Annotated in this window: 18 protein-coding genes; 2 read left to right on the top strand and 16 right to left on the bottom strand. The window is 44.9% G+C overall.

What is annotated here, in order from left to right; genetic code table 11:
• Positions 1-365: 365 nt before the first annotated feature.
• The 5 genes from holA to drmA form a co-directional block, all read right to left on the bottom strand.
• A complete protein-coding gene (gene holA, locus QUB77_RS14505; protein ID WP_333323185.1) occupies positions 366-1352 on the bottom strand; it encodes a DNA polymerase III subunit delta in 987 nt (328 codons plus the stop codon).
• Positions 1349-2893, bottom strand: coding sequence for a DNA polymerase III subunit gamma/tau (gene dnaX, locus QUB77_RS14500; protein ID WP_333323184.1), 1545 nt, complete (start codon positions 2891-2893; stop codon positions 1349-1351). Before dnaX ends, holA begins: the two co-directional genes overlap by 4 nt.
• On the bottom strand, positions 2890-4326 hold the full coding sequence (dnaN, locus tag QUB77_RS14495) for a DNA polymerase III subunit beta (protein WP_333323182.1): 1437 nt from the start codon (positions 4324-4326) through the stop codon (positions 2890-2892). Before dnaN ends, dnaX begins: the two co-directional genes overlap by 4 nt.
• A 96-nt stretch (positions 4327-4422) precedes the next feature.
• Positions 4423-6291 (bottom strand): DUF1998 domain-containing protein, encoded by a 1869-nt coding sequence (locus tag QUB77_RS14490; RefSeq protein WP_333323180.1) that lies wholly within the window; start codon positions 6289-6291, stop codon positions 4423-4425.
• A 111-nt stretch (positions 6292-6402) separates the two neighbouring features.
• Entirely contained in the window at positions 6403-10203 is a 3801-nt protein-coding gene (gene drmA / locus QUB77_RS14485) for a DISARM system helicase DrmA (protein ID WP_333323179.1), read from the bottom strand.
• A 158-nt stretch (positions 10204-10361) separates the two neighbouring features.
• Between drmA and QUB77_RS14480 the strand changes: the two genes are divergently transcribed.
• Positions 10362-10778, top strand: coding sequence for an element excision factor XisH family protein (locus QUB77_RS14480; protein ID WP_333323176.1), 417 nt, complete (start codon positions 10362-10364; stop codon positions 10776-10778).
• Positions 10766-11113 carry a XisI protein gene (locus QUB77_RS14475; RefSeq protein WP_333323174.1) on the top strand — a complete coding sequence of 116 codons (348 nt, stop codon included), beginning with the start codon at positions 10766-10768 and terminating at the stop codon, positions 11111-11113. Before QUB77_RS14480 ends, QUB77_RS14475 begins: the two co-directional genes overlap by 13 nt.
• 73 nt (positions 11114-11186) lie before the next feature.
• Here QUB77_RS14475 and QUB77_RS14470 read toward each other — a convergent pair whose 3' ends face one another.
• The 11 genes from QUB77_RS14470 to QUB77_RS14420 all read right to left on the bottom strand — a co-directional run bounded on the left by QUB77_RS14470 (position 11187) and on the right by QUB77_RS14420 (position 25696).
• Entirely contained in the window at positions 11187-11789 is a 603-nt protein-coding gene (locus QUB77_RS14470) for an REP-associated tyrosine transposase (RefSeq protein WP_333323172.1), read from the bottom strand.
• 112 nt (positions 11790-11901) lie between these two features.
• Positions 11902-16167: an Eco57I restriction-modification methylase domain-containing protein gene (locus QUB77_RS14465; protein ID WP_333323170.1), complete on the bottom strand. Its 4266-nt coding sequence runs from the start codon at positions 16165-16167 to the stop codon at positions 11902-11904.
• Between the two features lie 23 nt (positions 16168-16190).
• Positions 16191-16793: a hypothetical protein gene (locus tag QUB77_RS14460; RefSeq protein ID WP_333323168.1), complete on the bottom strand. Its 603-nt coding sequence runs from the start codon at positions 16791-16793 to the stop codon at positions 16191-16193.
• A 51-nt stretch (positions 16794-16844) separates the two neighbouring features.
• Positions 16845-19997: a DISARM system SNF2-like helicase DrmD gene (gene drmD / locus QUB77_RS14455; protein ID WP_333323166.1), complete on the bottom strand. Its 3153-nt coding sequence runs from the start codon at positions 19995-19997 to the stop codon at positions 16845-16847.
• 307 nt (positions 19998-20304) lie between these two features.
• Entirely contained in the window at positions 20305-21702 is a 1398-nt protein-coding gene (locus QUB77_RS14450) for an AAA family ATPase (RefSeq protein WP_333323164.1), read from the bottom strand.
• A 367-nt stretch (positions 21703-22069) separates the two neighbouring features.
• Positions 22070-22264, bottom strand: coding sequence for a hypothetical protein (locus QUB77_RS14445; RefSeq protein WP_325314622.1), 195 nt, complete (start codon positions 22262-22264; stop codon positions 22070-22072).
• A gap of 385 nt (positions 22265-22649) precedes the next feature.
• Positions 22650-22964: a hypothetical protein gene (locus QUB77_RS14440; RefSeq protein ID WP_015211720.1), complete on the bottom strand. Its 315-nt coding sequence runs from the start codon at positions 22962-22964 to the stop codon at positions 22650-22652.
• Positions 22936-23283 (bottom strand): hypothetical protein, encoded by a 348-nt coding sequence (locus QUB77_RS14435; protein WP_333323162.1) that lies wholly within the window; start codon positions 23281-23283, stop codon positions 22936-22938. The genes QUB77_RS14440 and QUB77_RS14435 overlap by 29 nt, the downstream gene beginning before the upstream one ends.
• Positions 23284-23383: 100 nt before the next feature.
• On the bottom strand, positions 23384-23968 hold the full coding sequence (locus QUB77_RS14430) for a hypothetical protein (RefSeq protein WP_333323160.1): 585 nt from the start codon (positions 23966-23968) through the stop codon (positions 23384-23386).
• Between the two features lie 100 nt (positions 23969-24068).
• Positions 24069-24677: a hypothetical protein gene (locus QUB77_RS14425; protein WP_333323158.1), complete on the bottom strand. Its 609-nt coding sequence runs from the start codon at positions 24675-24677 to the stop codon at positions 24069-24071.
• 473 nt (positions 24678-25150) lie between these two features.
• Positions 25151-25696 (bottom strand): tyrosine-type recombinase/integrase, encoded by a 546-nt coding sequence (locus tag QUB77_RS14420; protein ID WP_015211723.1) that lies wholly within the window; start codon positions 25694-25696, stop codon positions 25151-25153.
• Between the last annotated feature and the right edge of the window lie 35 nt (positions 25697-25731).

Here is a 25731-nt window from a genome sequence, read left to right as displayed (position 1 = left end):
GATTATTATGATAGCGTTTCTGATAAAAAGTGGAGAAGTAATTAAAATTAATTATAACAGAGCCTTTATCACGTTGTATTTCAAAATCAAAATTACTACAAACATAATGTCTGTTGGAGACTTTAGCCCAGTTCTTACGAATCTTTCCACATTTCTGGCATCTCTGTGAGGGTGTTATTTTTTGAGTAGCAAGCATTAACATTGGAGTGACTTTAGTTTAATTAATAAGTTTTATAATGTGTTTGGGTAAAAAAATAAAAGATTCCCCCGTTTAACTTCTTGCATTAGTTAAACGAGGGGAATGAACACTCGCGCTCGCCCCTATATCGCCCCTACATCACTTCTACATCGCCCCTACATCACTTCTACATCGCTTCTACTTCGCGTTTCCTTGCTTTCTTAGGAGGAAACAGTTGAGCGATCGCCAGAATTGCAGGCAACATGGAATCCCCTTTACGCCCAAGCTTCAGCGAACCCTCTAAGTCAAGCAGCAGGGACACCGCAGACGAAAGGGATGTTAGAGAAGCAGTAGCTACTTCTTTTCTCAGAAAGTACACTCGCTTCGGGTTGGCAATTTGACAAATCCGGGCAATTTCAGCGTCTTGCTTAACTCCTCCAACTATCGCCGCTTTCACCCATAACCAAGTTCTAAATTGGGCAATCAGCGTCGCACAAATCGCCAGCGGGAAAGTTTCTATTGCCAAAAGGTCAAGCAGCAAATAGACTGCTCTCTTAGAGTTATTTTCCCTCAGCGCTTCGGCAAGATGAAGGCTATTTTGAGTGGTTGAAGGAACCAGCGATCGCACTTGGTTTAAAGTAAGGTTCGCGCCGCTGCTCAGGGTCGCCAGCTTGTGCAGTTCTGATTCGGCGCGAGCAGGATTGTTGCCGATCGCAACCGCCAAGTAATCAATAGCATTTGAGTTCAGCGACAGCCCTATTGCCAAAGCTTGAGTTCGGATCGATCGGGCAATGAGATCCGTTCGCCAGGGGGGAATAAGGTCGAACTCGAACAGCTTAGCTTGAGAGAGCAGGAATTTTGCCACCTTCAGGCGTTTGTCAATGGAAGGCGCTACAAAAACCAGGTGCGTCTTTTCCGGCACCTGCGGGAGCAACTGGAGAACCTCCAGCGCCTCTTCAGTAAACTGTTTGAAATTACACCCTTCTACCACCACTAACTTTGCTTTTTCCGTTCCCAAGGCGGGAGTTAAGGCGCAGTCAACCGCCTCATTCAATGCCGAAGCATCAAAGCGGTGATAATTGAAGCCAATCCAAGCGGGGTCGAGGTTCTTTTTAAAGGCAGAAAGCTTTTTGTGAATCGCGTGGAGGTCATCCCCTATCAGCAAGCTAATCATGGGTTCTTCTCCTCGAACGACACAAGATAGCGGACGCCCGTTGCAGCCAGAAATATCTTCTGCACCTTAGCTGCGTTCCGGTTGAACTTGTCCAGGTATTGGGCGGGCACGGCCAGCACCGCTTTCTTTTCCGTCAGTGCTACCAGGGAAGCAGCACAAAGTAAAGCGCGGTTCTTCTCAGAAGTTGCTGAGAGCACTTTTTCCCAAATGGCTCGCTCTTTGGAACGAGGAGCTCGCAACAAGGAGGTACTGGGCAGCTTCTGGGTGCGATCGGGCTGCCAAGAGTTGCCACTCGCGTTCTCTGCGGCGTGGGGTTTTAATTGTGGCACCCTTGCCAATCCCAGCAAGCAGAGTTCCAGCCACAGCGTTGGGTGAGCGCTCTTGCTGAGCTGCCATTCCGAAGCCTGCAACTGTTCGAGGCCAGCAGCGATCGCATTGCAGTCCCAAGCAGAGGCAATTTCCATCAGGGCCGAGTGCGAAATGCCGCTAACTAGCATCAGCGAACAGTCCGGCACGCTCGTTGCAAGCAACAAGTCCCGGTAGCAGGCTAGCAGCGACGCCAGCAGCATTTTAGGGCTTTTCCCGCTGTCAATGAGTTCGCGGGACAGTTGCAGCAGCTTCAGCGCGTTGCCGGTGCGGGCCGATTTCAAAATTGCAACTAAATCCGACTCCGGTATCCGCCCCGACAGCTCCAATACGTGAGAGCTGGTAATTTCCTCTCCTAATAAGCTCAACTGATCGAGCAACTGCAAGGCGTCCCTCATCCCGCCATTCGCGGCGCGGGCGATCGCAATTTTAGCTTCTTCGGCAATTGCAATTGACTCTTTCTCAGCTATCATTGTTAGCTGTTTGACAATTGCTGGGATTGGCAGCGATCGAAACAGAAACGTTTGGCAGCGACTGTTAATTGTTGGCAGCACTTTGTGTTGCTCTGTTGTACACAAGATGAACACTACATGATGCGGAGGTTCTTCCAAACATTTTAGAAGAGCGTTAAAAGCTTGGGAACTTAGGCAGTGAACTTCATCTAAAATAAACACTCGGTAGCGGCTGATAACTGGTGCGAAGTGCGATCGCTCGATCAGGGCGCGAGCGTCATCCACGCCGTTGTGGGAAGCCGCGTCAATTTCAGCAACGTCTAAGCTGCTGCCTTTTTCAATCGAGCGGCAGGACTGGCACTTGCCGCACGGCTTTACTGTGGGTTTGTCTGCACTGGTGCAGTTGAGAGATTTAGCTAAAATGCGCGCCGTTGAAGTTTTGCCCGTTCCCCGTTCGCCGGCGAACAAGTAAGCCGGAGCAATTTTATTAGTTTTGACCGCATTGGAAAGTGTCCTTTGGATGTACTCCTGTCCGGCCAGTTCAGACAAGCTACGAGGGCGGTATTTTTGAGGCAATGCTGCGTACATGATTGAATGGTTAGGTGTAATTGTTTGCTGAGAATTAGAGTCATATTTGCGGAGTTTGCACTCAGAAGAAGAGAGAAGTAAAAAACTCAATATTTTTACTTCTGCCAAGCGAGCCTTTTCTGCAAAAGACATCATTCTTTGAAAATCGGCATTAACAAGTATTTGGCATCCATTAGGATGTTGGGCTTGGAGGGATTGCCAGCAGGAACTAAAATGGCGGGGCCGTCGCGCTGAGTGAGGTGCATTTGGAGTTGGGAACTAGCGATCGCTTTTGCACCTTCCAACAAATATTTTATGTTGAATGAAATTGACAAATTGCCGTCTGAGTTAACGTGCGCCGCCATCTGTTCCAAGCCGTTTCCAAATTCTCTGAAAAGCGACAGTGACACTTGCTGTGCTTCGCTATTAATACGGATGCTGAGCGTTTTTTCTTTCTTGTCTGCCAGCACAGCAATTCTCTCTATAGCTTTGATGAAAGGTGCTTTTTCCAGCGTTACCTGATGTTGGAAATCCTGCTGCAATAAATCGGGATAAGCTGGGTATGCGCCTTCTAAACAGCGCGTTACTAAGCGCTGCGCTCCCCACCGGAATTCTATCAAAGCGCTCTCAGTGCTGTAAGAAAGCTCTACTGGGTCAGCGGATGTCCTACTCGATAAAATTCGCTCCAGTTCGGCAAGCGATTTAGCTGGGACTGTAAGCTCTAGAGGCTGTGTAATTTCCGCTTGTTTCTTCTTAGAAAAACCTTGAATTGAAGTATTGAGGACAACCAAACGGTGGCCGTCTGTGGCAGCAAATTCGAGGCTATCTTGGCCGATTTTGAAGTAAACACCTGTCAGGATGTGCTTGCCTTCATCGGTAGCAGTGGCAAACAGTGAGCCTTTCAGCCCTTCTTTCAACGTTTCAGCGGGGATGCAAATTGTTTGCGCTGTTTTTACTTCAGGAATGGCAGGGAATTCTTCACTCGAAAGCCCTCGAACTTGATAGCGACCGCAAGCAGCAATTAGGGTAGCAACTGGACTGTTGCTAACAGCCTCTGGCCAGGTAGCGCTATTCCCGCTATCTTCGCTATCTTCACCTTCGCGATTCAAGGCTTCGCGACTGACCAAAGTGATATCTCCGGGCGAGAATTTCCCGACAATATCGCTAAGTAGCCCGACAGGAATGGTCATGTCGCCGGGAGATATCACTTTGGCATCAAAGGATGTTTGAATGGCCAAGCTCATGTCGAAGACTGTGAGTTGGACTCGCTGCGTTTTTTTGCAAGCGACCAAGAGGACATTTCCTAACACGGGGTGGGTGGGTTTTGCTGGGACAGCTTTGCTGACAAGTTCGAGATGGTTGGCTAAATTGTCTTGCGTGCAGACGAGCTTAATTTCTGCTGGCAAAAGCTGGGGAGAATCGCCTGCGCTATTGGAGGAACTGCGATCGGGTTTTTCTTCAAGTTTTGGTTCATCTTCGACCAAAGGTTCGGTTTGTTCTAAGGGAACACTTGCCTTGGGTTTTATTTTGGAAAATCCGCTCTCTTTTTTTCGGCTTTTAGCTGTCGCGGTGCGGGATTTGGTTTGCATCTTTGTGCGTTAAAATAGCTGCTAAGCGGGGGCAGCGCTAGCTGCCTGGAGAATAGCTCGCACGACTCAGCTTGTTACTCGACTTTAGATATAAGATTATTGAAAAAAAGCTAATTCTGATAAATCAGCATTCATAGTAGGAATTAACAAAGTGCGATCGAGATATTTATTGCCCCGTTCGCAGGATGTTTCAGGACTAAACAAACAAGCATGACAAGCCGCCCAATGCAAAGAAGTTGTATTTTGTAAAGGGCTATGTTCTGCACATAAAGGGTCAGAAGCACATAAACCAATTTGTTCTAAAGCTTGGTCAATATGACGACCCAAAAGACCCGGTTCACCTAAACTGACTAATCCTCCTAGCGTACCTTCGCTGTCTGGGGCGGCTGTATAAATCAATACACCAGCCATGGGGCCATTATCTTCATTAGGATCTTTTGAGTAAATGCGTTCCCGCAAACTAGCAGCATTGTAACCACATTCTATTACTAATTGCCGCATCAAAGCATGAGCGAAGGAATGAAGTAAAATATAACGAATACCGGGAAAATTAGTATCAGGATCTAAGGAACGCGCCCTGCGCCAACGACGATGCGCTTCTAAGCTTTGTTGTTCGTATGTTTTTAATCGAGGTGTACTGGATAACCATTTTTGTAATATTTGCTCTTGAAATTGCATAAAAATACCTTCGCCGCGCACTTCACAAGCTGGCACCCATGTAGGTTTAGAACGACTCAAAGGAGCCCAGTATTCTTCGGGTAATTCTCCTGTTTCAGCATAGTCATTAGGAGATTCGATGCGCGTAAAACCAACTAAAGCACGAACTTCTCGCAAGCGTTCTACTAAGACAACTTTTTCAAAATAAGCTTCGTAACCATCAGGGGCGGCGACAGATGTTAACCGAAAATCAGCGTTATTTAAACTGGTGTTTACGTTAGAAAAAACTTGCCATTCTGGAGTTTTGATATCTTTCACATCCAGAAGGGGGGCTTCATCAGCCCCCTGACGTTTTTGTGCGATTTCTTGCCAGATTTCAGCATCTGAATATTTAGCAAATTCTTTGAGTTGACCGATTTGGCGGAAAGCAGCTAAAATGTCAATTGTAATCGCTTTTTCTAACACCGTCCAATGTTTATCAATCAGTTGCCCAAGGTGATTAATAGTAGTAGGAATGGAGAGCACGGAAAGGGTGATGGGAAACCAGCTATTTGATGCACCGAGTAATATACTTTTCATTTGTTCGGTACATCCGTCTTCTGCAAAGTTGCGTAAATGGGGATGGCGGCCGCGACATTGAGGCATATTCATTTTACCAAGTTCGCCAAAGGCATCGGACAGCCGACGAGATTTACTGCAACCATCGCATTTTACTTCAATATCGGTGGCAGAACCAGAGATGCCCTGTTCGTAGAGACGCAGAGAACCTTTGCAATTACTATTACCTTTATGAACGAAGTAGCGCCAGGGAAAATCATCTAAGTGTCCGTGTTGACAAGCTACTAAAAATCTGGCAGGGATGACTGTTGGAGAAAATTTGCGACAATTACTATGAATATAGCGATTTTGGTCGGGTCGATGGCGGTCGGTTTTTAACTCAAATAGTCCCGATTTTAAAGGTGCAAGTAATCGACATTGGGGACAAACTACCCAGGTGGGGAAAGGTGAGACGGGAATTCCTACTTGGGCGCTTTCATCAAATAAGTTAGGGATGAGGTTGTTTGATTCAGATATAGGTGGCGTTAGCAGTTTTTTGACTTGATTAAGGTTTTCTTTTTTTTGCACTGCTGCTAGTAATCGGGCTTCTCCTAATTCTGAGGCATGAGTGAGCTCCCAATCATCTAATCCCATTACCATTGTTGATAAGTTGGGTAAATCTACAATAGAACCAATGCCTGAAGAGAATAAAATTTGGCTGGGTCGGAGTTCGCCGACTTTGTTTTTAGAAGAAGATTGATTTGTTGTCATTGTATTAACTAATATATGGCGAACCTAAATGATTTGTGCAAATATCTAGCGGTGGTGCCGGCGGCGCGCCCGCCCGCCGGCCCACAAGTGAATCGTGGGGGATTGCTTCTACTACAAGTCTAAATCAATTGGGGTAGTTTCACTCATTGGTTGGGTTGGACGATCGTCATCATCGGGGATGCGATCGTCTAAAATTAATCCAATATTGGGTTCAACATTTCTCAATGAATTTAAACAAGTAAATGATTGCCAATTGCTTTGTCCTGGTTGTTCTAATAATCCCATTGTCACCCCATCTTTTTTAGTCTGATATCCTAATACTTTTCCTCCCGTTGTATCCGCTTCTGCTAACCAATAGTCTAATTTAGCTTCTAATTCCTGTTTTACTAAATCGCGGGTCTTAGTATCTCCTACTGCTAAAGCCCGATCGCAAATCGCATTAATAGCAGCTTCCACATAAGGATGATGGCGAGAAATCCTACCGGCTTTATCATTGGCATTTAACTCGCTACCTGCCAAACGCACTAAAGAAACGAATAAAGCAGCTAACCCTCGGTCAATAGCCCGGGGAGCAAAAGGAGTAATTGAGAGGGCTTCAACGTGCTGATAGAAGGTAGCATGATAATGTTCAAATTGCTCGTAATGAGATAAATCTCTCGGTCGTGCCCAGTTATAAACAGTAAATACTAAACCGGGGAAACTTCGCCCTACCCGCGAGGTTGCTTGGATGTATTCAGCAGTGTTTTTGGGTTGACCTGTCACTACCATTACGCCTAAACGTTTTACGTCTACGCCAACAGAAATCATGTTAGTAGCTAGTAAAACATCTAAGGGTTTGCGCTTGTTAGTTTTGGTGGACTTCTCTGAGGAAAAAGGAGTTTCTAACCAATTTAATACGATGGGAATATCGGTAGAATTTTTGCGCGAGGTCAATTCTTCTACTTCCAGTCTCAGACGTTTTGCTAACCCTCTGCGATCGGTTTTTCCTAAGCGAGATTGAATGTCATCATCCACTAAACGCCGAGTTCCTCCTAGTTCCCGCATTGAATTAAAATAACCCACTAAGGTCATCCAAGGGTCAACCACATCGCCCTCTTGGTCAAATAAATATTGAGAGGCTGCCAATACTGCTGTATATACGCGAATTAATGCTGCTTTTAATCGCCTTCCTGTGGCACAAATCCCCAAATATCGCCGACCGGGATAATCCTCTGAAGGCGGACGCTGACAGGAAAAGAAGTTATCTTCAATATCTAATCCTTGGGGTGGAAAAACTTGTACTTGGCGCAAAAATAGGTTATGCACTTGGTCGCGGGCTTGTCTAATTGTCGCAGTGGAAGCGATTACTTTGGGACGGACTATTTTACCGTTGACTTCCCACGATGCAAGCTGATCTACGGCGGTTTCATACAGTCCGACTAGGGTTCCCAAAGCGCCACTAATTAAGTGCAATTCATCTTGAATAATTAAATCGGGCGGCCTCAAGGCATTAGTCGAAATAGTTTTAGCAGTAGGGAGTCCGTATTTACTGGGGTGAGAGTCTTTGTCTTCGATTTCAGGAGAACGAAAACCGTGACGGGTGCAATATCCGTCTACTTGTCCGAATAGCATTTGTACGGCACCATTCCAGGGCATTTGGGCAAATTTGTCAACAGTTGCTATGACTAATGTTGGCAAACGACGATAAATTTCTTCATCTACAACTACGATGGGTAAACCTTCGGTGGGAGATTGTTTTTGGGTAAATAAACATTTGCCTAAAGCATCACCACAGTAAATTAAAGTGCGTCCCGATCCTTTGGCAAAGGATTCTACTTTAATATGTTGTTTGCCGGGGTCAATTTGAGAACCACACCAAGGACAGTTAGTTAATTGATGGGGGGAACCGCTGCTAGTGGGTTGGTATTGTCCGAGTTTTTGTTTGAGAAATTCATTGCTTTGTTCGGTTCGGTTTGGTGTGGTTTTCATCCCTACCCATAACCCAATTCTAAACGGTTCTTTACCCCATTTATTTTCATCTTGGCGACGGATTTCTTCGCAGGCACAAATTAAGGTTGTGGCGCGTTGAAATTGTTGTAATGTTAAGAGGCGGAGGGTGTAGCGCATGAGGACAGCAACGCCTGCTGCGCCGGAACGTCCGGCAATATTTCCTTGCAATCTTCTCAGTCCAATGGTGTAGGCTGTTAATCCTAGATAGGCTTCGGTTTTACCGCCGCCGGTAGGGAACCAAAGTAAATCTGCGATCGCATCTGTGGGATGACATCGATCTGGGTGGTCTAATTCGGTGATACTGGGAAGATTTAGCAGGATAAAAGCTAACTGAAACGGTCGCCAGGTGCGATTCTTGGGAATATCAATATTATCCCATTCGCTGGCTTCGCCGCGCCGTTTATTTTCTGCATAAATTGAGTGAATCCGCTGTTTCCACATGGCGACATTCATAAATCGGAACGCTTCAGCAGCCTGAGAATCTGTTTGTAATAACGTGATTCCTGCTTGAATCCGATCGCAAGTTATTTGACAATTTGCCAAGGCCGATTTTGCCGCATCCTGATAATCCTCTAAATCGGCGGTGGAGTCGGCAATTTTCGCAGTTTGTTGGGCAATCCATTCACTATAAGCAATAGTTAAAGAACTTAAAGCAGTTGATAAATCGGGAATTTCTGCTAGTTCTTTCATATCTAAAATTAATCCCGCCAGTCCCGGTATTTCCTCAATAGTTGGTGGCGTAGTTTGGGGAATTTCGTAAGCAGGGACGACTTTAGTCTCAAGGCGGATAGCCCGATGCTTTTGGCTGGCTTCGCGATCGCACTTTCCGCCTGAAAGTTCCGCGTGTACGCCTGTCCCGTGTCCGACGGCAAATTCTATGCAGTTGCGGTACTGCATCGCCATTGCTTGTTCTTCGGCAAATAAGACGGGGTTGAGTTTACCGACTTGGCGTTTCAGCCGCCGTTTAATGAAAATATCGGGATAATTGGGGTCAGCAGATTCAACGCTTAATTCTGGTTGAAATAACCAAGCGCTATCGCGTCTAATTTTCGGTTCTTTTTGTCCGTTAACTAAGAAGAGAGTCACGATCCAATCTTGATGCTGTTGGCGAATTTGACCTTGAACAAATACTGCTTTTTCGGGATCGATTTGCCAAGGATTAATCGCGCCTACTTTTAAGATAATATCCGGTGAGGTTCCTCGAATCGGGTAGCGCCGCCACAAGGTTTTTGCTTCGCCAGTCGAAGTTTGGGCGCTTTCGCTTTTCCCTTTTTCGTATTGTCCCCACCCTGCTTTTACTTTAATTGCTGTGGCATTTCCATCAACACAAAAAGTCATGCCAATTGCCGAGGGAAACATTTTCTCGGCGGGGAGAATGTTACTTTCGGTTGTGCCTTCTTCTGAGGTACCGCTACCGGAAATGGCTAATTCATCCATTTGTTCGGGCGTTTCTTCGAGTTCTTCGGGTATGATATGCCGATCGCTAGGTGCGATTAATCCGACGAGATAGCGATCGCTAACTCGCATTTCGTCTATTTCTTCATAGTCTCCCCCCGCTGGGCCGAGTAAATCATCTAATATTGCTTGTTCTAATTCTGCCCGAATTTGATAATAAGTTGGCGTTTCTAAAAGAGAAGGATGATTATTTTTACTATTTTGATGGGTATTTTTTTCAATATTTGGATGGGTATTGAAATAATGTACAACTTTTTGAGCAATGTTATCGGACATTGTAGGATTTTCTAAGTCGATGACATCGCTATCATCTAAGCTAAGACCCTTTAATAAAACTGCTAAATGTTGTTCGTTGGCAGAAACTACGCTACTCCAATCTAGTTGGGCGGCGCGATTTTTTAACTGTTCGTTAATCGCTGCGAGGTCTAAGTTGCCAGGTAGTATAGCAGGGAGTTGGATAATATTCATAACATTGCAATATTTCGTAATATTCATAAATTAGCAATTTAGCATTTTAGCATAATACCACATTTAAATACATAGGGTGCGTCACGGCTACGCTTAACGCACCATCTTTCACTAAATGTGATAGTTTTAAATTGCACCTTTATATCAAATCGTCTATTGTGGCTAAGGATCGTTTTCATCAAGTTGTTAAAACTGCTCTTACTAAGGATGGGTGGAATGTTACTCACGATCCACTTAAAATTAAAGTGGGCGGTGTAGATATGGAAATTGACTTGGGGGCAGAAAGATTACTGGCAGCAGAGCGAGGAAATGAGAAAATTGCGGTAGAAGTCAAAAGTTTTTTAGCTAGTGCATCGGCAATTTCTGAGTTTCATACAGCACTGGGGCAGTTTATTAACTATCGGGCTGCATTGCGTCGTGAAGAACCAGATCGCATTCTCTATTTAGCCATACCCGATTTAATCTATAACAGCTTCTTTCAACGGGATTTTCCAGCAGCAATGCTGCAAGAAAATTCCGTAAAATTGATTATTTACGACATTGAACTGGAGCAAATTTCACAATGGAAAAACTAACGGATCAATTAACCAACTATCAGCAAATTGTACAGCAATTATTGATGGGTTACGCAGAAATTAAGCCAGCTTATGGTGATATTGAAGTTGAAACTATCTTTGATACACAGCGAAATCACTATCAAATTGTGCATCTGGGTTGGCAGCATAAACGCTGGGTACATGATTGTATAATACATCTTGATATTCGCAATGAGAAAATCTGGATTTTTTACAATTCAACAGAACATGATATTGCAGCAGATTTAGTCAATTTGGGTGTACCAAAACAAGATATTGTGTTAGGTTTTTATCCTCCTTTCATGCGGGAAATGAGTGATTATGCAGTGGGCTAAAAGTAGAATAAAGTTCGTAGTAAGCACTTTAGTGCGATTTGGCGTTAAAACGCCTACTACAAACTTATGCGATTTAACAGGGAAAATCATCCCAATTTTTTCCGTAATCAAGTACAGGATATCTCACCCAAGAATCTCTCAACCATTCCCTACCGAAAGTTTCAAAATACCAGTAAACACTACTTTCTACCCAATCATAAGGAGAATTAACAAAACCATGTTTCACCGGATTATAATGTATATAATTTAGAGTTGTATAATAATGCCTTTCTGAACGAATAGCCCGATCGCAAAATCGATACCATACCTTGCGCCCAGTTGCATTATCCTCAATATTCCACTCACGAGAAGTCGCACCGTGATTTTTTCTAAATATTTCACTCAACACATCAAAATTAGTCAAATGTACTAACAAATGATAGTGATTAGGCAAAACCACCCAAGCAAGTATTTCTACACCATTCATTACAAACCTTTCAAAAATCAAATTTAGCATTTGCTGACGACGAGATTGAGAAAACATGATTTTTTTATGTTCGTAACAAGTAGCAGTTAATAGATAAAATTCTCTATCGCGCACTTGATGAGGTGGTTCGTGAGGTGGAAAACCTCGTGCTAAACGTTGTGCAACTAATTCGGCGCGTTGTTCTGGTGTAAGCTTGCGATATTCGTACATAAATTTACTCCTTGGGTTAAGCACTAAAGTGCTTACTACGAACGTTTGTAGTAAGCACTTTAGTGCTAAAGGGACTTCAGTCCCTACTACGAACGTTTGTTTCATCTGCTAATCAAAATAAGCTTAACTGTCCCTCAGATGATACCTGTTTTTTAGCAGTTTTCCCCCCACTTTTCCCCTTTTTCTTCCCTTTGTCGTGCAACCCTTGGGCCTTTTCTTCGTCGTAGCGTTCGTGATTCAGCAGCAAGAGTCTATCTAGCACTTCCCGCCGTGCGGTTTCGCTGATGGTGTAGCGCAATCCTTGTTTGGTTTCGTGGAAGTCATGCCCTAAGTCTATGTCTTGCCAACCATAAGCGGCGGCAACGGCATTATCCATTTCTACGTGCAATTCTCGCAGTTGTTGAATATCGGCGGCGGTTTCGTCTCTGTTGTGGAAGCGGTTGTAGGTTTTGGTTAATCCTTCTTGGCGAGAAAGCATGATGGATTGGCGGTGGGTGTAATATTTTTCGCCAGTATCTTCTAGGTTTGTAGGAAACACTTTAGTGCTTGAAGGACTGAAGTTTTTACTACAAATGTGTGAGGGGAAGGGGAAGGTTTCAAAACAGTCTGAGGGAGTGTATCGAGTTCCTGCACCAAGAGTTGAAGAATGGTAAATAAACCATTCCGTATGTGCCATTGATTGCAAAATCGCTAATGAAGTATAATCTTCAAAATCAAATACTACTATCATCTCTGACATAACTAAATTTGTTGTCACAAATGTGATAGAGTTAGTATTGCTAACACGGGCACGGACTAAAACTCGCTTCTTATTTGCGATCGCATCATAGAGTGCTGGACGTTTGTCTGCATAAATCCACCACTTTTGCGGTAGCGGTGTCCTAAGCACAAATTCCCCGTTTTCTTTCTGCCGTGTTCTCTCAGGCTTAACCTTCTCTTCTACAACCGCCAAACAATCAGAATAATCAACTGCATAAGGTCTACCCTTCGGCTTCTTCGGATCGTCATGTTCAGCATCCAACGCCCAATCGTGGAAATTAATCACCCAGCGATTCGGTGATTGGTCGGCGTTAGTATTCAAATCCTGACCGTTTAGATAAGGAAATAAAACATCTTTGTTGCAAGGGTCTTTTTCAATTAATGCTTGGGCTTCTTCTGGAGTCAGGACAAAACCCATACCTAACACATATGAACCTATGAAAGATTTATCCTGGTTCGTTGCTAAACGATAAGGGTTTCCTACCACTTTTGCTGATGTTGTCAGAAATGGCGTAATTCCATAAACAGGCTTTTCATCTAAGATAAATTCACCTTGCCAGCGCCCCTGATGAACCCAAACATGAGCGACTTCTAAACTAGCACTTCCTTCCCATTTGCGACTTGGTACAGCACGGGGAATTACACAACCATTTGCAACTAATTGATCTAAACCTACCTCGCGGGTATCCCCTTGAGCAATTGTATTTGTCGCAACTAAACCAAATCCACCATGAGAACTAAGTAGCTGTTGCGCCTTTAAGAAAAAATAAGCACATAAATCAGCATTTCCTCTTTTTCCACTTGCAATCCTTTCTACTAGAAAATCTCGATAATCCGTACCGAGTACGCCTGTAATCTTTTTCCCTCCCTGAAATGGAGGATTTCCCACCAACGCATCAAACCCCAACTTTGAAGCACTAAAGTGCTTACTACGAACATCTTTTCCCCCGTTCGTAGTAGGCACTTCAGTGCCTCCAATCAAAAACACTTCTGGAAATTCTAACGCCCAATGAAACGTTTTTCGAGGCGGTTGTTCCACAGGTTTCCCAATATCTAACATTCTTTGCGCCTTAGCATATAACACCTCAATTTGTCGCTGTCTTTCCTCACCCTTCACCGCCAAAACTCCCGCCACCTGCTGAGATAAAACCGCCAAATCCTCAGCCACCAAATTACCCGTTTTACCCGCTTGCATCAACGCTTCTCCCACCAGCAAATCACCAATAAACCGCACCTGATTTAAAGCTGTTTCCGCTTCCTTCAATAACTCATCCTTCCGCTGCAAATCCAGAATATCATTAACCGAAAAACCTTCTAACTCTTGACGTTTAGCAATAGCTTCTTGCAACAAAGGTCTACAAATCGTCGAAATAATCGGTAATTGATTTCCCTCTTTCGGATTAAGGTGGAAAAACTCAATTTGCTGGGCATCCGTCACCCCCAACAGCGAATCACCCCATTTCAAAGCATGATTTAAAAACGTAAACGGTCGCCCCTTTGCCAAAGTTATCAACCACAAAGATAACTTCGCCATCTCCGCCGCCAAAGGATTTTTATCAACACCATAAAGACAGCGTTCCGCCACAATCCGCCGCGCCACCGTCAACCGTTCGTCACTATCTTTCGGAATCGGACATTCATCAGGACGAAACTTAGATAAAGTCCCCTCCGGCGCAATCACTACCTGACCCGGATTTTCCCGTTCCGCCACTTCCCACGCCTCCACCAAGCGTTCCGCCAAATAGCGACAAGTCTGCACCAAAAACGCCCCACTTCCCATCGCCATATCGCAGACTTTGAGTTGCAGTAACTCCTTCGCTGACTTGAGTCGCCACTGTTCCTTCGGCTTCCCCTCTGCCACCCCTTCATAAACCAACGGTTCCAGGGTATATTGCACGATAGGTTCAGTTAAACTGCGCGGTGTATAATGCGTCCCCGTTTCCCGACGATTTGAACCTTTCGTGACGTAGACACTGCCCTCTGGAATCACCATTGGGTACTCCAGCGTGTCCAGGCGAATCAATCCGGCAAACGGCAAAACGCGCTGATACAAATCCCCATCATTATTGCAAGCCGCCCGCAACCGCTCCTGCACCCTTGGCAAAATCCCCACTGAGAGAGCCTTACGCAGCGCAGCAGGGGACTTATTCGACTGCTCTTTGACAAATTTGACCAAATCCTCCTCGCCCTTGGCTTGCAGCCGCTCCAACTCCCAAAGCGCCACCTCTGGTTCCCGTTCCCGCGTCCCAATCAATCCTAAAACCGGAGACGTTGCCCTGACCGCCGTATGGTCGAGCAAGCCTTCATAGACATGACCGATTTGCTCAATATCCAGCGCCCGAAACGAAAGTCGGCGCGGTTCCAGCGTCCCGCCCACTCTGATTTGCAAAATTTGCAACGCTTCCAACAAATGCAACACAATCCGATTGTTCACCGGGATAGGTTCAGCAGAAATCTCCTGCCATCGACTTCCCTGCACTCGCCCCTCCAAAAACGGGAATCTGTCCGGGTCGAACAAACTGCCGCCATAGGCGGGAATATCCAGCAAATCGTGGCGAATTCCCCCATGCACAGCGCGAAACGTCGCCAACAACCGACACCACGCATCGCTGCGGCGTTCCAACACCTCCTCACCAAACTTATCCGCATCGCTGCGTAACTTAGCGGAAATGGTAGAAACCGCATAATATTCGTGATAAAGCGCTTCTCCCCCCGCCGAAGGAATCAACTTCCGTTCCTCCGCTGAAAACAGAAACACCAGACGCATCATCACCGTCAGCGCCGCTTCGTAAAGCTGAGGTTCCGAAATATCTTGCAAAAGAGTGCGATTTCTATCTTGGTCAATGCGGTCTAATGCCTGTACTAACACTTCCACCGCCCGCCGTACCTGATAACCCAATTGGTCAGTAACTTCTTGCTGGTCATTAATACTTTGAGTTAGCAAAGTTTCCAGTATTTCCGAGTCATCCACCCCAAAAAACCGCCGCACCCCCAACAAACTGCGAAACGCCCGCAACGTCAAATGTTCTTCCAACCACAGCGTCCCATACCAAGAAATAAAACCCGTGGTTTCACCTCTAGGCGCATTAACTAACATCCAATGTTCGCCATTAGTTACTAACCCCAACCGCACATTAGCAGCGTGCAATAATTCCATCATCCGAGTCGCGGGACTTGCTTTCCAGCGTTGTCCTGCCAAAGGTTTCTCCAAATCCTGTTCCGCAGGTACAATCTGAACTAATAGCCGGGGTGTCCCTGCATTAGGTGTTTCTTGAGGATTAACAATTACCCAATCTGGCCGGAGAGTTTCGCCCTGTTGTGCAACAGTGGTTTGCAACCCTGGCGGAATGCGCTGCCCTTCTAACAATACCTCCTCCGGCAATTCCAAAGTCTGCCGCAAAACAAATTCCACCCAAGCGCGATGAATCGCTTTTTCAGGACGCGCCCCGAGTTGATTATCCTGCCATTCTTCATAGGCTAACCGTAACAGCTTAAAATGTTCCGAGTCATGGGCATCTAACCCGCTGGGAAACACTTTCAGCAATACCGGTAAACTTAAAAAAGGCCCGGAAGCTTCAACCAGAGATAACCATTCAGCGTGGTGACGTGCGGTAGACATGATGGGTAATGGGGAATAGGTTTTTATTGCTGTTGAATGGCGCTGACTAAGATACCTAAAATTTTCTTGATATCCTTAATATAATATTCGCTTAGATCGATCGAAATTACTTTATCCTGTAACTTTAGAAATTGCCAAATCGTGCCGATAGTGATTACTCCATAAATACTTTTGATTTCATTTCCTTGTCGTTCATTAAATAACTGTGCTGCTACCATTTCCGCAATACACTGCGCCAACCCCGATTTTAAGTTTTCATTCTTCGTCTCCACCAGCGTAATTACCGGGGCGCGAACAAATAACTGTTCTTTCGATGAACTAATGATAAAATCACAAAAGCCATTTAAACCTTGTTGGACATCAACCGTAAAATCCACCCCCGAAAATAAGCTAATTTGACCCTTAAACTTGCGCCTAATCTCTAACAAAACTGGACTAATAATCATTTCCGAACGGGCTTTTTCCGTATTAATCGCCACCGCCAAATCGACATTTTCACCGAGAATTGTCACCAGTAAATCGCTACATTCTGCTTCCGGTACATCCGCAAACATTCCCGATGCTTCATTCACCGTCAATCCAAACCGTTGACTTACTTCATTTAACTTAAAATCGCTGTACGCCATTTGCCTCACTCCTAAAAATTGATGATAAATTCCCTCAATCAATATGATAATTTACATCACAAGTTTCTGTGGAACTAAATAAGTAACCGCCAAAGGAAACAATCGCGGCGTTGGATTAGCAAATCTCGCCCTAATCAGATCCGTTTCCTGTTCAATCTCGCGAGGAATTTGCTCAATCCTCAACTTTAAACTATTGACATTTCGCTCAAACTGTGCCTTTTCCTCCGTATTAAATAACTCCAATTGCTTAAACTCCGGTTCAACAAACTCTTTTTCAATACTAAGCTTTAACTCAGTTAAAATAGCCGTAATATCCGCCACCTCTTTATCAGCCCGGTTCTGCAAATCCCGCTGTAAACTAGCAGTTCTCTCACTCATCCGCGCCTGCAAAGTTTTCAGCAATTCATCGGCATAATTCGGCCAAAAATTTGCTAATTTTTGTTGAACGCTATCTGGCGCTGCGTCTGGTAAAACTGCATTTAACGCCTTTTGCAATTGCATCACTCTCAACCGGGTAAATTTCCCATCCTTCAAGATTCCCCCCGCCGCAATCACCTCTTCATGTAACCGTTGTTGGTCGGTTCCTAAAATCACCAATCTACCATAAGCAACCACCGCCGGAGTTTCCAACCCCGAACTAGCAGAAACTAACCTCGCCGTCACGCGATGCAAGCATTTTCTTTCCTCCCCAGACCACACCTCAGCCCGCAACAAGCGCAAACACATTTGTACTAACCGATGATTCAAATGTGCTAACACCACATTATCTTTACCCTGGGCTAATTCGGGGTCAAAAACAATGGGACGAATCGCCTTGGTATGGGGATGGGCTAACCCTTCGCTACACATCGCCCAACTGCTTTTTAGGGCTGGTAAATAAAAAGCTTTTCCTTTTAAACCTGCTACCTGAGTTTCTATCAGTGGCGGTTGTTCGGCTAACTCTAGCCCTATTTTTACTACTGATTCTATATTATCAGGAGTCAACCGTAAATTTTGGCGAGTTTCGTTTAATTGTTCCCGCAATTTATCAATCTGTTCTCTCACTTTGCGCTCAAACTTTAACATCCGTCGCACAGGTTCCGATTCCCGTTCAGATTTGCTAGTATCTAAAGTAGTCCGATATCCTAACATTGCTTCTTCTACTTGCTGGGCAATCACCATACCCACTTTACCCAAATCTTCTCTAATATTATTAACTTTTAATGCCGCCCGCATTAAAAATTCTAAATCACCTTCTAAATCACCCGGTTTAGTTCCCGTTACCGAATTTTGTTTATAATCTTTGCCGACAAAATGATAAACTAAAACTTCCTGAGCTTTTTGTCCGTGACGGTCAATTCTGCCATTCCGCTGTTCCATCCGATTCGGATTCCAAGGAATTTCATAATGAATCAACTTAGAACAATAATTCTGTAAATCTAACCCTTCCGAAGCTGCATCAGTTGCCAGTAAAATCCTCACAGGGGAAATATCAGGGTCGGTTTGAAAAGCTGCTTTGACTTTTTCCCTATCTTCCGAAACCATGCCGCCATAAAGAGTCATCAATCTGTCTCCTTCGATTAATCTTTCGGCTGCTAATAAATTATACAACCATTTTTGAGTAGCGCGATATTCGGTGAAAATAATAACCCGTTCTTTCGACCATTTCCCATTAGGTTTGATCTGAGTATGAATCCAATTCAATAACTCTTGAGCTTTGGCATCCGGTCGTTTGGCGGCATCTTCTGCCCATTGTCGCATTTCTTGTAATAATTGTTGTTCTGCTGCCGAAAGTGGGCGAAACAATCTGCTAGTATTAGTAATTGCCTCATCGGTTGCTTCTTCGTAAACCGCATCATCGGCAAATTCTTCTTCAACTTGCTCTAATTGACGGCGTAAAATTCCTTCAGTTGGTCGTGATAAAGTGGTAGCAGTCCGGCGGCGGGCAGAAGTTAAAGATTTTTCGTGCTGGGCTAAGGTAATCGCAAAAGCTTCTGGTGAAGAAAACAAGCGTTTCTTTAACAGTTTTAAAACAAATTCAGTAGCATACTTTTCTGTATTATCTGCCACACCTTTACCGCGTAATTCGGTGTAATGTTTTAAAGCTGCGTGCGCCCTCCGTTCTCCGGCGGGATAATCAACTAAAATAGGGGCTAAATTCCGTACTGGAAATAAAGGCGAACCATCCCAGTTTTGCATCTCCTGTTTCAGTCGTCGCACCATGACAACTTGCAGTTGGTTTTTGTCAGGAGAAACACCCCTAGCAAATCTTTGGGAGTCTAACAATTCTAATAAAGCGGTGAAACTTTCGGGATAACCGTTATGGGGAGTGGCGGTTAAAAATAATTTGTGTTCAAAATGAGGAACTAATAATCTAATTGTAGTGGTTCGGAGCGAGTCAACTGCATATTTTCCGCCGCCGGATGGTGCGACGTTGTGCGCTTCATCGACAATCAGCAAGTCAAAACGGCGGGGATAGAGGGGTTCGCCTTCGGCGGGGAGGAGTTCGCGAAAAAGACGCAGGGGGCGATCGCGCTTGATAAAATCGATCGAAGTAATCAATCTGGGAAAATGCTGCCAAGGATTAACATGAATCCCGCGAGAACGCCGTAACTCCTTCATCAGATTACTATCCACAATCCGGAAATCTAAACCAAATTTATCCCGCATTTGGTCACGCCATTGAATTTGTAGCGCTGAAGGGCAGATAATCAAAATACGGCGGCAACGATGGCGAATTGTCAACTCCTGCGCGACTAATCCCGCCTCAATGGTTTTCCCTAATCCTACATCATCAGCAATTAGTAAGTTAACGCGGGGCATTTGAATGGCACGCACAACGGGGTCAAGCTGATAATCTTCAATATCAATACCGCTGCGAAAGGGAGATTGTATAGTACGAATATCAGCAGTTGAAGCGCCCCCCCAGCGTACCGCATCCAAAAAAGCGTCTAATTTAGCGGGTTCATCAAAACCTGTAGGTGGCGGTAGTTCCATCCGTTCGCGAATAAAAGCCCCCGGTTCTAATTCCCAGATTACCTGTAATTCTTCCCCCAAAGCGTCATCTTCCACAGAGGAAAGCATCACCAGGTTTTGCAACTGCTGTAACCCTGGTAGCATGGGATTAACAGGTATGGCAGTTGGACGTATTTCGGTGACGACGTATTGGCGCGATCGCACTTTGACTAACTGACCCAGTTCTGGAATTGCTCTAGTTAAACTCATACCATCCTCTGGAAAACTTTGGCACTACTTCCGTCTGTGTGGCACTGTTTTAAGTTGGTGCAACTTTTTTGATGAGATAAAGAGTGCGATCGCAACCTAACAATTTTCTCAGCTTTTAGTCCCGTATTGTTATTGTACCCGATGCTATCTTTATATAAACATTACTGTAATCGCCCTTGAGTACGATTAAAAAAGTAGCACATTTCAAGGGCGATCGCGCTTGCGCTGACTCGATGGCGGAGGCGTAGCCAGCCACAGGCATCGCCCTTAAACTCTAAAAGTGCCATTCACCAAATATAAAATGGGTTCACTTAGTAACAAAAACCCGGTGCTTCGCACGACTACAACTCACGTACATAAGCTGATTGTGCGCTCGAATACTGTCGCGGTATTCTTTGACAAATTGAGCTTTTTGACTAGGGAAAAGTTGAGCGAGATACAGCAATTTACTAGCGACTTTCCTGCCGATATCACTGCTATCAATTCCCACCTCCGTGAAAGTAGAGCCTTGAGAATTGTGTACAGTAATTGCCCAACAATTTCTCATATCTGCAAAAATTTCACAATGGTCGTACCATGCCTTCCATAAGCTCGGATTGCTTTTAGCATTTTGCAGCAACCTAGCATTGTCCTGTTGGAATCGGCAAGCGTCACTTTCGTGGAGGATGTAAACTTGGCGTTGGTCGCCTGCATCGGTTTTAACCTGGAGATTCCAGGCTTTATAGCCAGAGTACCTATCCTCTTGAAATTCGGCAATTTCCACTTCTGCTGATGTGGGCAGGATGACGGTTTTGCCGTCGGGAGCAATAACGGGAGCTTTAGCAATCAACCTCTCTCCAATAATAAATCTGGGAGCATTTTTTCCGTAGATTTTGGCTCTGATTTTGCTATTCCAGTAGGCGACGCGCTCGTTAGTGTAGCAGAGGATGCGAAAGCAATCAGGGTCTTGAGGGAAAGTAGAAGAGAACTTTTTTAAAGCGTATTTCAGCAGCGTTTTTTCTCTGACTAAGAAGGCTCCGTTTTTTTTATCAAGGCTGAATTTGGAGAAGGGTTTGAACGCCTCTTTGCTCTTGACAGCCGTGCGGCAAGCTGTTACGAATTCTAGCAGGGGGCTGCCCGCACCTTGCCTGACGACCTCTGTTAAAACGGCTTTTTCAGGCACGCTGAAGGATTGAGATTTTTTCTCTTCTATGAAGCCATTATTAACAGGAGGCAATTGTGCGGGGTCGCCCATGACAATAAGCTGCCGATTGCTGCCGATGAGTAAAGCGCTAGCAATTCTTTCTTGAATAATATTCCACAGTTCTGCTGTAACCATACTGCACTCATCGAGAAAAATGGTGTCGTACAGGTGAAGGAAAGAAGGAGAAACTTGTTTGAGGATTTTATTTTGCCCCTGTTTGACTGGAGCTAACCCCAATAGCTGGTGGATGGTCATAAAGTCTACTCCTCTCAGTCCTTTTTCAGCAGCCATCCGTCGCAATACGCCTACAGCTTTATTGGTGGGAGCGGTGAAAGCGACTCTCTTTCCGGCGCTGACTAATTGTTCTGCTACCAGGTTGACAAGGGTTGATTTTCCCGTACCTGCATATCCAAATAGCCCGAATACCCGTTTAGAACTTGCTACAAATTGTTCGAGGAGTTGGAGGGCGTTGTTTTGTTGAGAAGTTAATTGAAAATTCGGTTTTACCAGTGTTTGAATCATAGGGTTGGTTTCTTCCACTATCTTTCAAACACTAATCAGCGCTAGCTGAAATTTACACAATCATTAATTGATGGAGACGATAATAATAACTCTAACAGGACTTACGCATAACCTCTATATGTAGGGTGAGCCATAAGCACCTTACCGCTACCAATAGTGTATTTAAACACTTGGGGCGTAAGTCTTGTATAATTTGTTCTGTTGATTTGACTGCTACTCAAATTTTTCATAGTTAGGACTTATGCACCCATCAAAAACTCTCCCAGTTATCAGTTGGATTGATAACTAGGAGAAATTGTGGAGAAGCGGAGTTATTAATCTAATGCAGGTACTTTGACTAATTCGACTTCAAAATAAGTTTTGCCCATCAATCTTGAGGCAAAGCTGGCTGTTCTTGACTATCAAAAATAATCACAAATGTGCGATGTTTAACCAACCGTTGCAAAACCCGCAGATGCTCATCTGCATCGTTTCTCTTGCGAAATCGCGCCACAACAATACGCTGGCAATTAGGAAGTAAGCGAATTAAGCACCACGGGTGCAACTTCTCAAAATAGGTCATTTTAACCTCCTGATAACAGTAACAAATTGTGTTTGTGTTTGATTACCTGCCATTACCTTAATTGAAACAATATTGTCAAAGACAGGTCACGGTGATATTGACAATTGACTATATTTGTGCTGAAACCCGCTCAAATTATTTTTTGATGCTGAAAAGGCTTGATGTATATAAAATCAAAAACAATAGTGGCGCGTCTATTTGGAAATGAGGCATTAGAAATCTCCTCAGAAACTCGCAGGGGAGAACGGGAGAACGGGAGAGGGGGAGAAAGAGTTTCTTTGATCCATAACGGGTGCTGGGTCTCCGTGAAATGCTTTGAAGTTTATCAATTTGAGAAAACACGGGCAATTGTTCAATGCACTAATTTCAAGCAGACGCGCCACTACTAATGCACGCTATTATCTTCAGAAAGCCGACATAGCAAGGTTGCTAGTGCCTCTGGAATTTCCTCAAAATGTTCCAGCAGAAAGTCCATTACTGCCAGATGACGCAAATCGACAGGAGTAGGAAATCTTCGATTTTTCCCCTTTTTAAACCAACCCCGCACTGTAGAATTAGAACGGGAACAAATAAAAGCGATTTCCTCGTAACTCACCGCCCACTTGCCATAAAACTGCTTCGGCGTCATTCCCAATTGGCATTGGCTGTAAGCTGCAATTAAATTGCGCTCTCTATCTGTCAAAGTCTGCGGCTTTTTCATCCTCAAACCCCTCCAAATCTTCCTCCCGCGCCGTATCAAACTGACACCAAGCTGCGCTCTTGGAATTAGCAGCCAGCCAAATTATGTAGCACCACATCCAGCAGCAACGGGGCGGTTCGTAGTTGTAAAATTTGCCGATAACTATTCCCCAATCGGCTTCTTCGCCAACATCAGCCCAGCGCACCATCTCGCCGCACTCAAAGCGCGGCGTGTGAATTTTGGCAAAATTAGCAGGCAATTCGATTGAAGGTGGCATCCCCTTCAAATCTCTTAGCAACAGCGCCGAAATCAAATCTCGACTTCCTTTTAAGATTGACATAAGTTCATAGCTGTGAATCGATTGCACCTGACTTTTTTTGACAGGTTTTCCGGCAAATTTCTTGATAAAGAAATTGCAGCGCGATATTCCCCTAAATCAATCAACTGAAATCAAGCTGTGTAAATTCCTTTCTCCGGCATAATTGCCCTGTTTTGAAGTTAAATGCTAAGCCGTGACCCGGACAGGTTCCTAAATTAGGGTGCTTGGTATTTGGCAAAAGTTTATAACCTTTGTGGGGGCAAATATTACCAGGCAGCAAGGAGCAGTTCGAGTAAGCTTCCTCCAAGCGTGGCAAGAAGTTGTAGTCGGCTGAAAGGATTGGTATATTGCGGTAGCACAAGCGCACCACTTGTTTTATTTCGATAACTTCACAAGCTAATTGAACTCGTGCTTGCCAATCTTCAGCAGTTTCCCCATCTGTGAAGAATAAGTTGATAAGTCGGTCATGCCAAAAGCGAAAGTCAAAGTGATAGTGGAGCGGTTCAAACTTGAGAATTTCTGCATCAGAGTGCGGTCGCTCAGGAAGTATAGGAATCCAGAAAGGGATGATTTCCCCTGGAAATCTTGATTCCCAACTGGGAGGACACCAGCTTTTAACGCATTGTACAAGCGCTCTTTCTCCAATGGCTACTACTTGATTTTGTGTTTTATTTTTGTTACAGAAATAGGCAGAGTTTTTGGTCATTAATTAGTGTTGCTAGGAATTGGCACTAATACCAATTCCTCTCATAGTTACAAGGAAAGATTGCGTTCGCTTAAGGGTAATGATTCTGCTGTACCCAAATTTAATGGATGCGTTGCAAAAATCTTTGCAGTACAGAAATCGCTGTCCAATTACCTTTATTAGCAGCTTCGACGTATCGCCGGATCGAATCTTCAGTTAGTTGTTGGTCAAGCCAATGCCCCAATTCCACTAGCTCCTGCTTTTGTTGTTGATTGTGCCCTGCCAACAACTCAAACATCCCCAACTTCTGGAACGTAGAAATGTCAAAGTTTGCCAGTTCTTCCTCAATCCTTTGCCGTTGCTGTTCAACTTCTTCTGGTGACAGAGTGGGCAGCGGCGGGTGCTGGATGTTGAGAAATTTCTCTACTTCTGGGTAATCTCCGACGTACATCTTTCCTTCCAAGCGATCGCACACAATTGCATGGGTGGGAAATTCATCATCGGAACCGAGGTGGTATGGTTCCAGATCGAGGGCGAGAGCGGGATGTTCAGTAAGTGGCTCGTACACGGCATAATAACTGAAGGTCCCTAACCCTCTACCATCAGTCCAAGTAGCTTTGCTGCCCATATAAAACATGGCGAAGTATCGGGAATCACCAACGATACCCACCATTTCTGGCAGCATGGGCGGTAGTGGTACTGGCAGTAAATTCAAGTTGTTTCCGTTCAAGGCGAGATAGCCTCCCTCTTTGAATTTTGTGTGGTTAATTGAAAGGGAGCCAGTTAACTGAAATAGAAGTCAATCATAATTCTTAACAGCTAACTGGCTTTTTTGAGGGCGATCGCCCGTGATGAAGGCTTTCCTAGGTGAATGCGTTCGCTATTGTTAAGAATGGATGAAACTTAAATGAGCAGGTCACTCCCAATAGCGGCGATAGCCGCTCTTTGACCAGCCCGCTGGCTGAGTGCGATCCTCTTCTCCGGCTGCGCTAACGACGTATTTACGTCATCCTAGGTACTCGCAATCGATCGGAAACAAGATTTATTGTCGATCGCGGTTGAAAAAAATCAGAGCGAGCGATCCTCTTCTCCGGCTGCGCTAACGTCGTCAACAACCAAATGGAAGGTGTTTGAGAGCCTTCTTCACGCGCGCGTGACAGGGCTGCTGTTGAAACAATCTGGCGAACCAAAGTCGCGATCGCCTCACTTCAGAATCCCGAGCGCCTTGACAAGCTGTTCCGGCTGCACTTCTAAATAGCGCTGGAGGCTCGACAAATTTTTGTGACCTGATATCTCCATAATTACCCGCAGCGGCACCCCAGCATTGCTCAAGTTCGTGAGTGCTGTCCGCCTCATCGAATGTGTGGAAGCTCCCTTAATTCTTACCCGTTTGCAAGCTTCTTTAAAAATCAAGTCTGCCTGAGAGCGTGTCAAAGGCTTCGTACCCTCTCGCCCCGGAAACAAAAAACCCGCATCTGGATTGTAAGCCAATAAAAACTTAGCCAACATAGGATGTAGCGGCAGCGTTCGCGTTGCTGACTTGCCCTTAGTTGTCGCTTTCCGCAGCGTCACCACACCGCCAACAATGTCCTGAGTTGTTAAAGCTAACGCCTCTGAAATACGACAGGCACAATAAAAAGTCACAGCAAACAAAAGCCTATCTCTTGCTGTAACAAAACCCCGGTCGAACAGCCTAGATATTTCGGCGGGCGTCAAAATCTTAGCACGCCCGTTGCCTTGAACCTTCACGGCGCAGCCCTCCAAAATGGAAGCTCCCTTATTAT

It is taken from the genome of Microcoleus sp. AT9b-C3 (assembly GCF_036705485.1).
GTDB lineage: Bacteria > Cyanobacteriota > Cyanobacteriia > Cyanobacteriales > Microcoleaceae > Microcoleus.
The sequence above is the reverse complement of the archived record's forward strand: the minus strand, read 5'-3'. Positions and strand labels throughout refer to the sequence as shown.

What these genes read in the sequence shown, in the direction of transcription:
- dnaN (WP_333323182.1), bottom strand. Translation starts at nt 4,326, where the DNA reads ATGCAAACCAAATCCCGCACCGCGACAGCTAAAAGCCGAAAAAAAGAG.
- QUB77_RS14440 (WP_015211720.1), bottom strand. Translation starts at nt 22,964, where the DNA reads ATGAAAAAGCCGCAGACTTTGACAGATAGAGAGCGCAATTTAATTGCA.
- QUB77_RS14450 (WP_333323164.1), bottom strand. Translation starts at nt 21,702, where the DNA reads ATGATTCAAACACTGGTAAAACCGAATTTTCAATTAACTTCTCAACAA.
- QUB77_RS14460 (WP_333323168.1), bottom strand. Translation starts at nt 16,793, where the DNA reads ATGGCGTACAGCGATTTTAAGTTAAATGAAGTAAGTCAACGGTTTGGA.
- QUB77_RS14435 (WP_333323162.1), bottom strand. Translation starts at nt 23,283, where the DNA reads ATGTCAATCTTAAAAGGAAGTCGAGATTTGATTTCGGCGCTGTTGCTA.
- QUB77_RS14445 (WP_325314622.1), bottom strand. Translation starts at nt 22,264, where the DNA reads ATGACCTATTTTGAGAAGTTGCACCCGTGGTGCTTAATTCGCTTACTT.
- drmA (WP_333323179.1), bottom strand. Translation starts at nt 10,203, where the DNA reads ATGAATATTATCCAACTCCCTGCTATACTACCTGGCAACTTAGACCTC.
- QUB77_RS14465 (WP_333323170.1), bottom strand. Translation starts at nt 16,167, where the DNA reads ATGTCTACCGCACGTCACCACGCTGAATGGTTATCTCTGGTTGAAGCT.
- drmD (WP_333323166.1), bottom strand. Translation starts at nt 19,997, where the DNA reads ATGAGTTTAACTAGAGCAATTCCAGAACTGGGTCAGTTAGTCAAAGTG.
- dnaX (WP_333323184.1), bottom strand. Translation starts at nt 2,893, where the DNA reads ATGATGTCTTTTGCAGAAAAGGCTCGCTTGGCAGAAGTAAAAATATTG.
- holA (WP_333323185.1), bottom strand. Translation starts at nt 1,352, where the DNA reads ATGATTAGCTTGCTGATAGGGGATGACCTCCACGCGATTCACAAAAAG.
- QUB77_RS14490 (WP_333323180.1), bottom strand. Translation starts at nt 6,291, where the DNA reads ATGACAACAAATCAATCTTCTTCTAAAAACAAAGTCGGCGAACTCCGA.
- QUB77_RS14475 (WP_333323174.1), top strand. Translation starts at nt 10,766, where the DNA reads ATGGAAAAACTAACGGATCAATTAACCAACTATCAGCAAATTGTACAG.
- QUB77_RS14430 (WP_333323160.1), bottom strand. Translation starts at nt 23,968, where the DNA reads ATGACCAAAAACTCTGCCTATTTCTGTAACAAAAATAAAACACAAAAT.
- QUB77_RS14470 (WP_333323172.1), bottom strand. Translation starts at nt 11,789, where the DNA reads ATGTACGAATATCGCAAGCTTACACCAGAACAACGCGCCGAATTAGTT.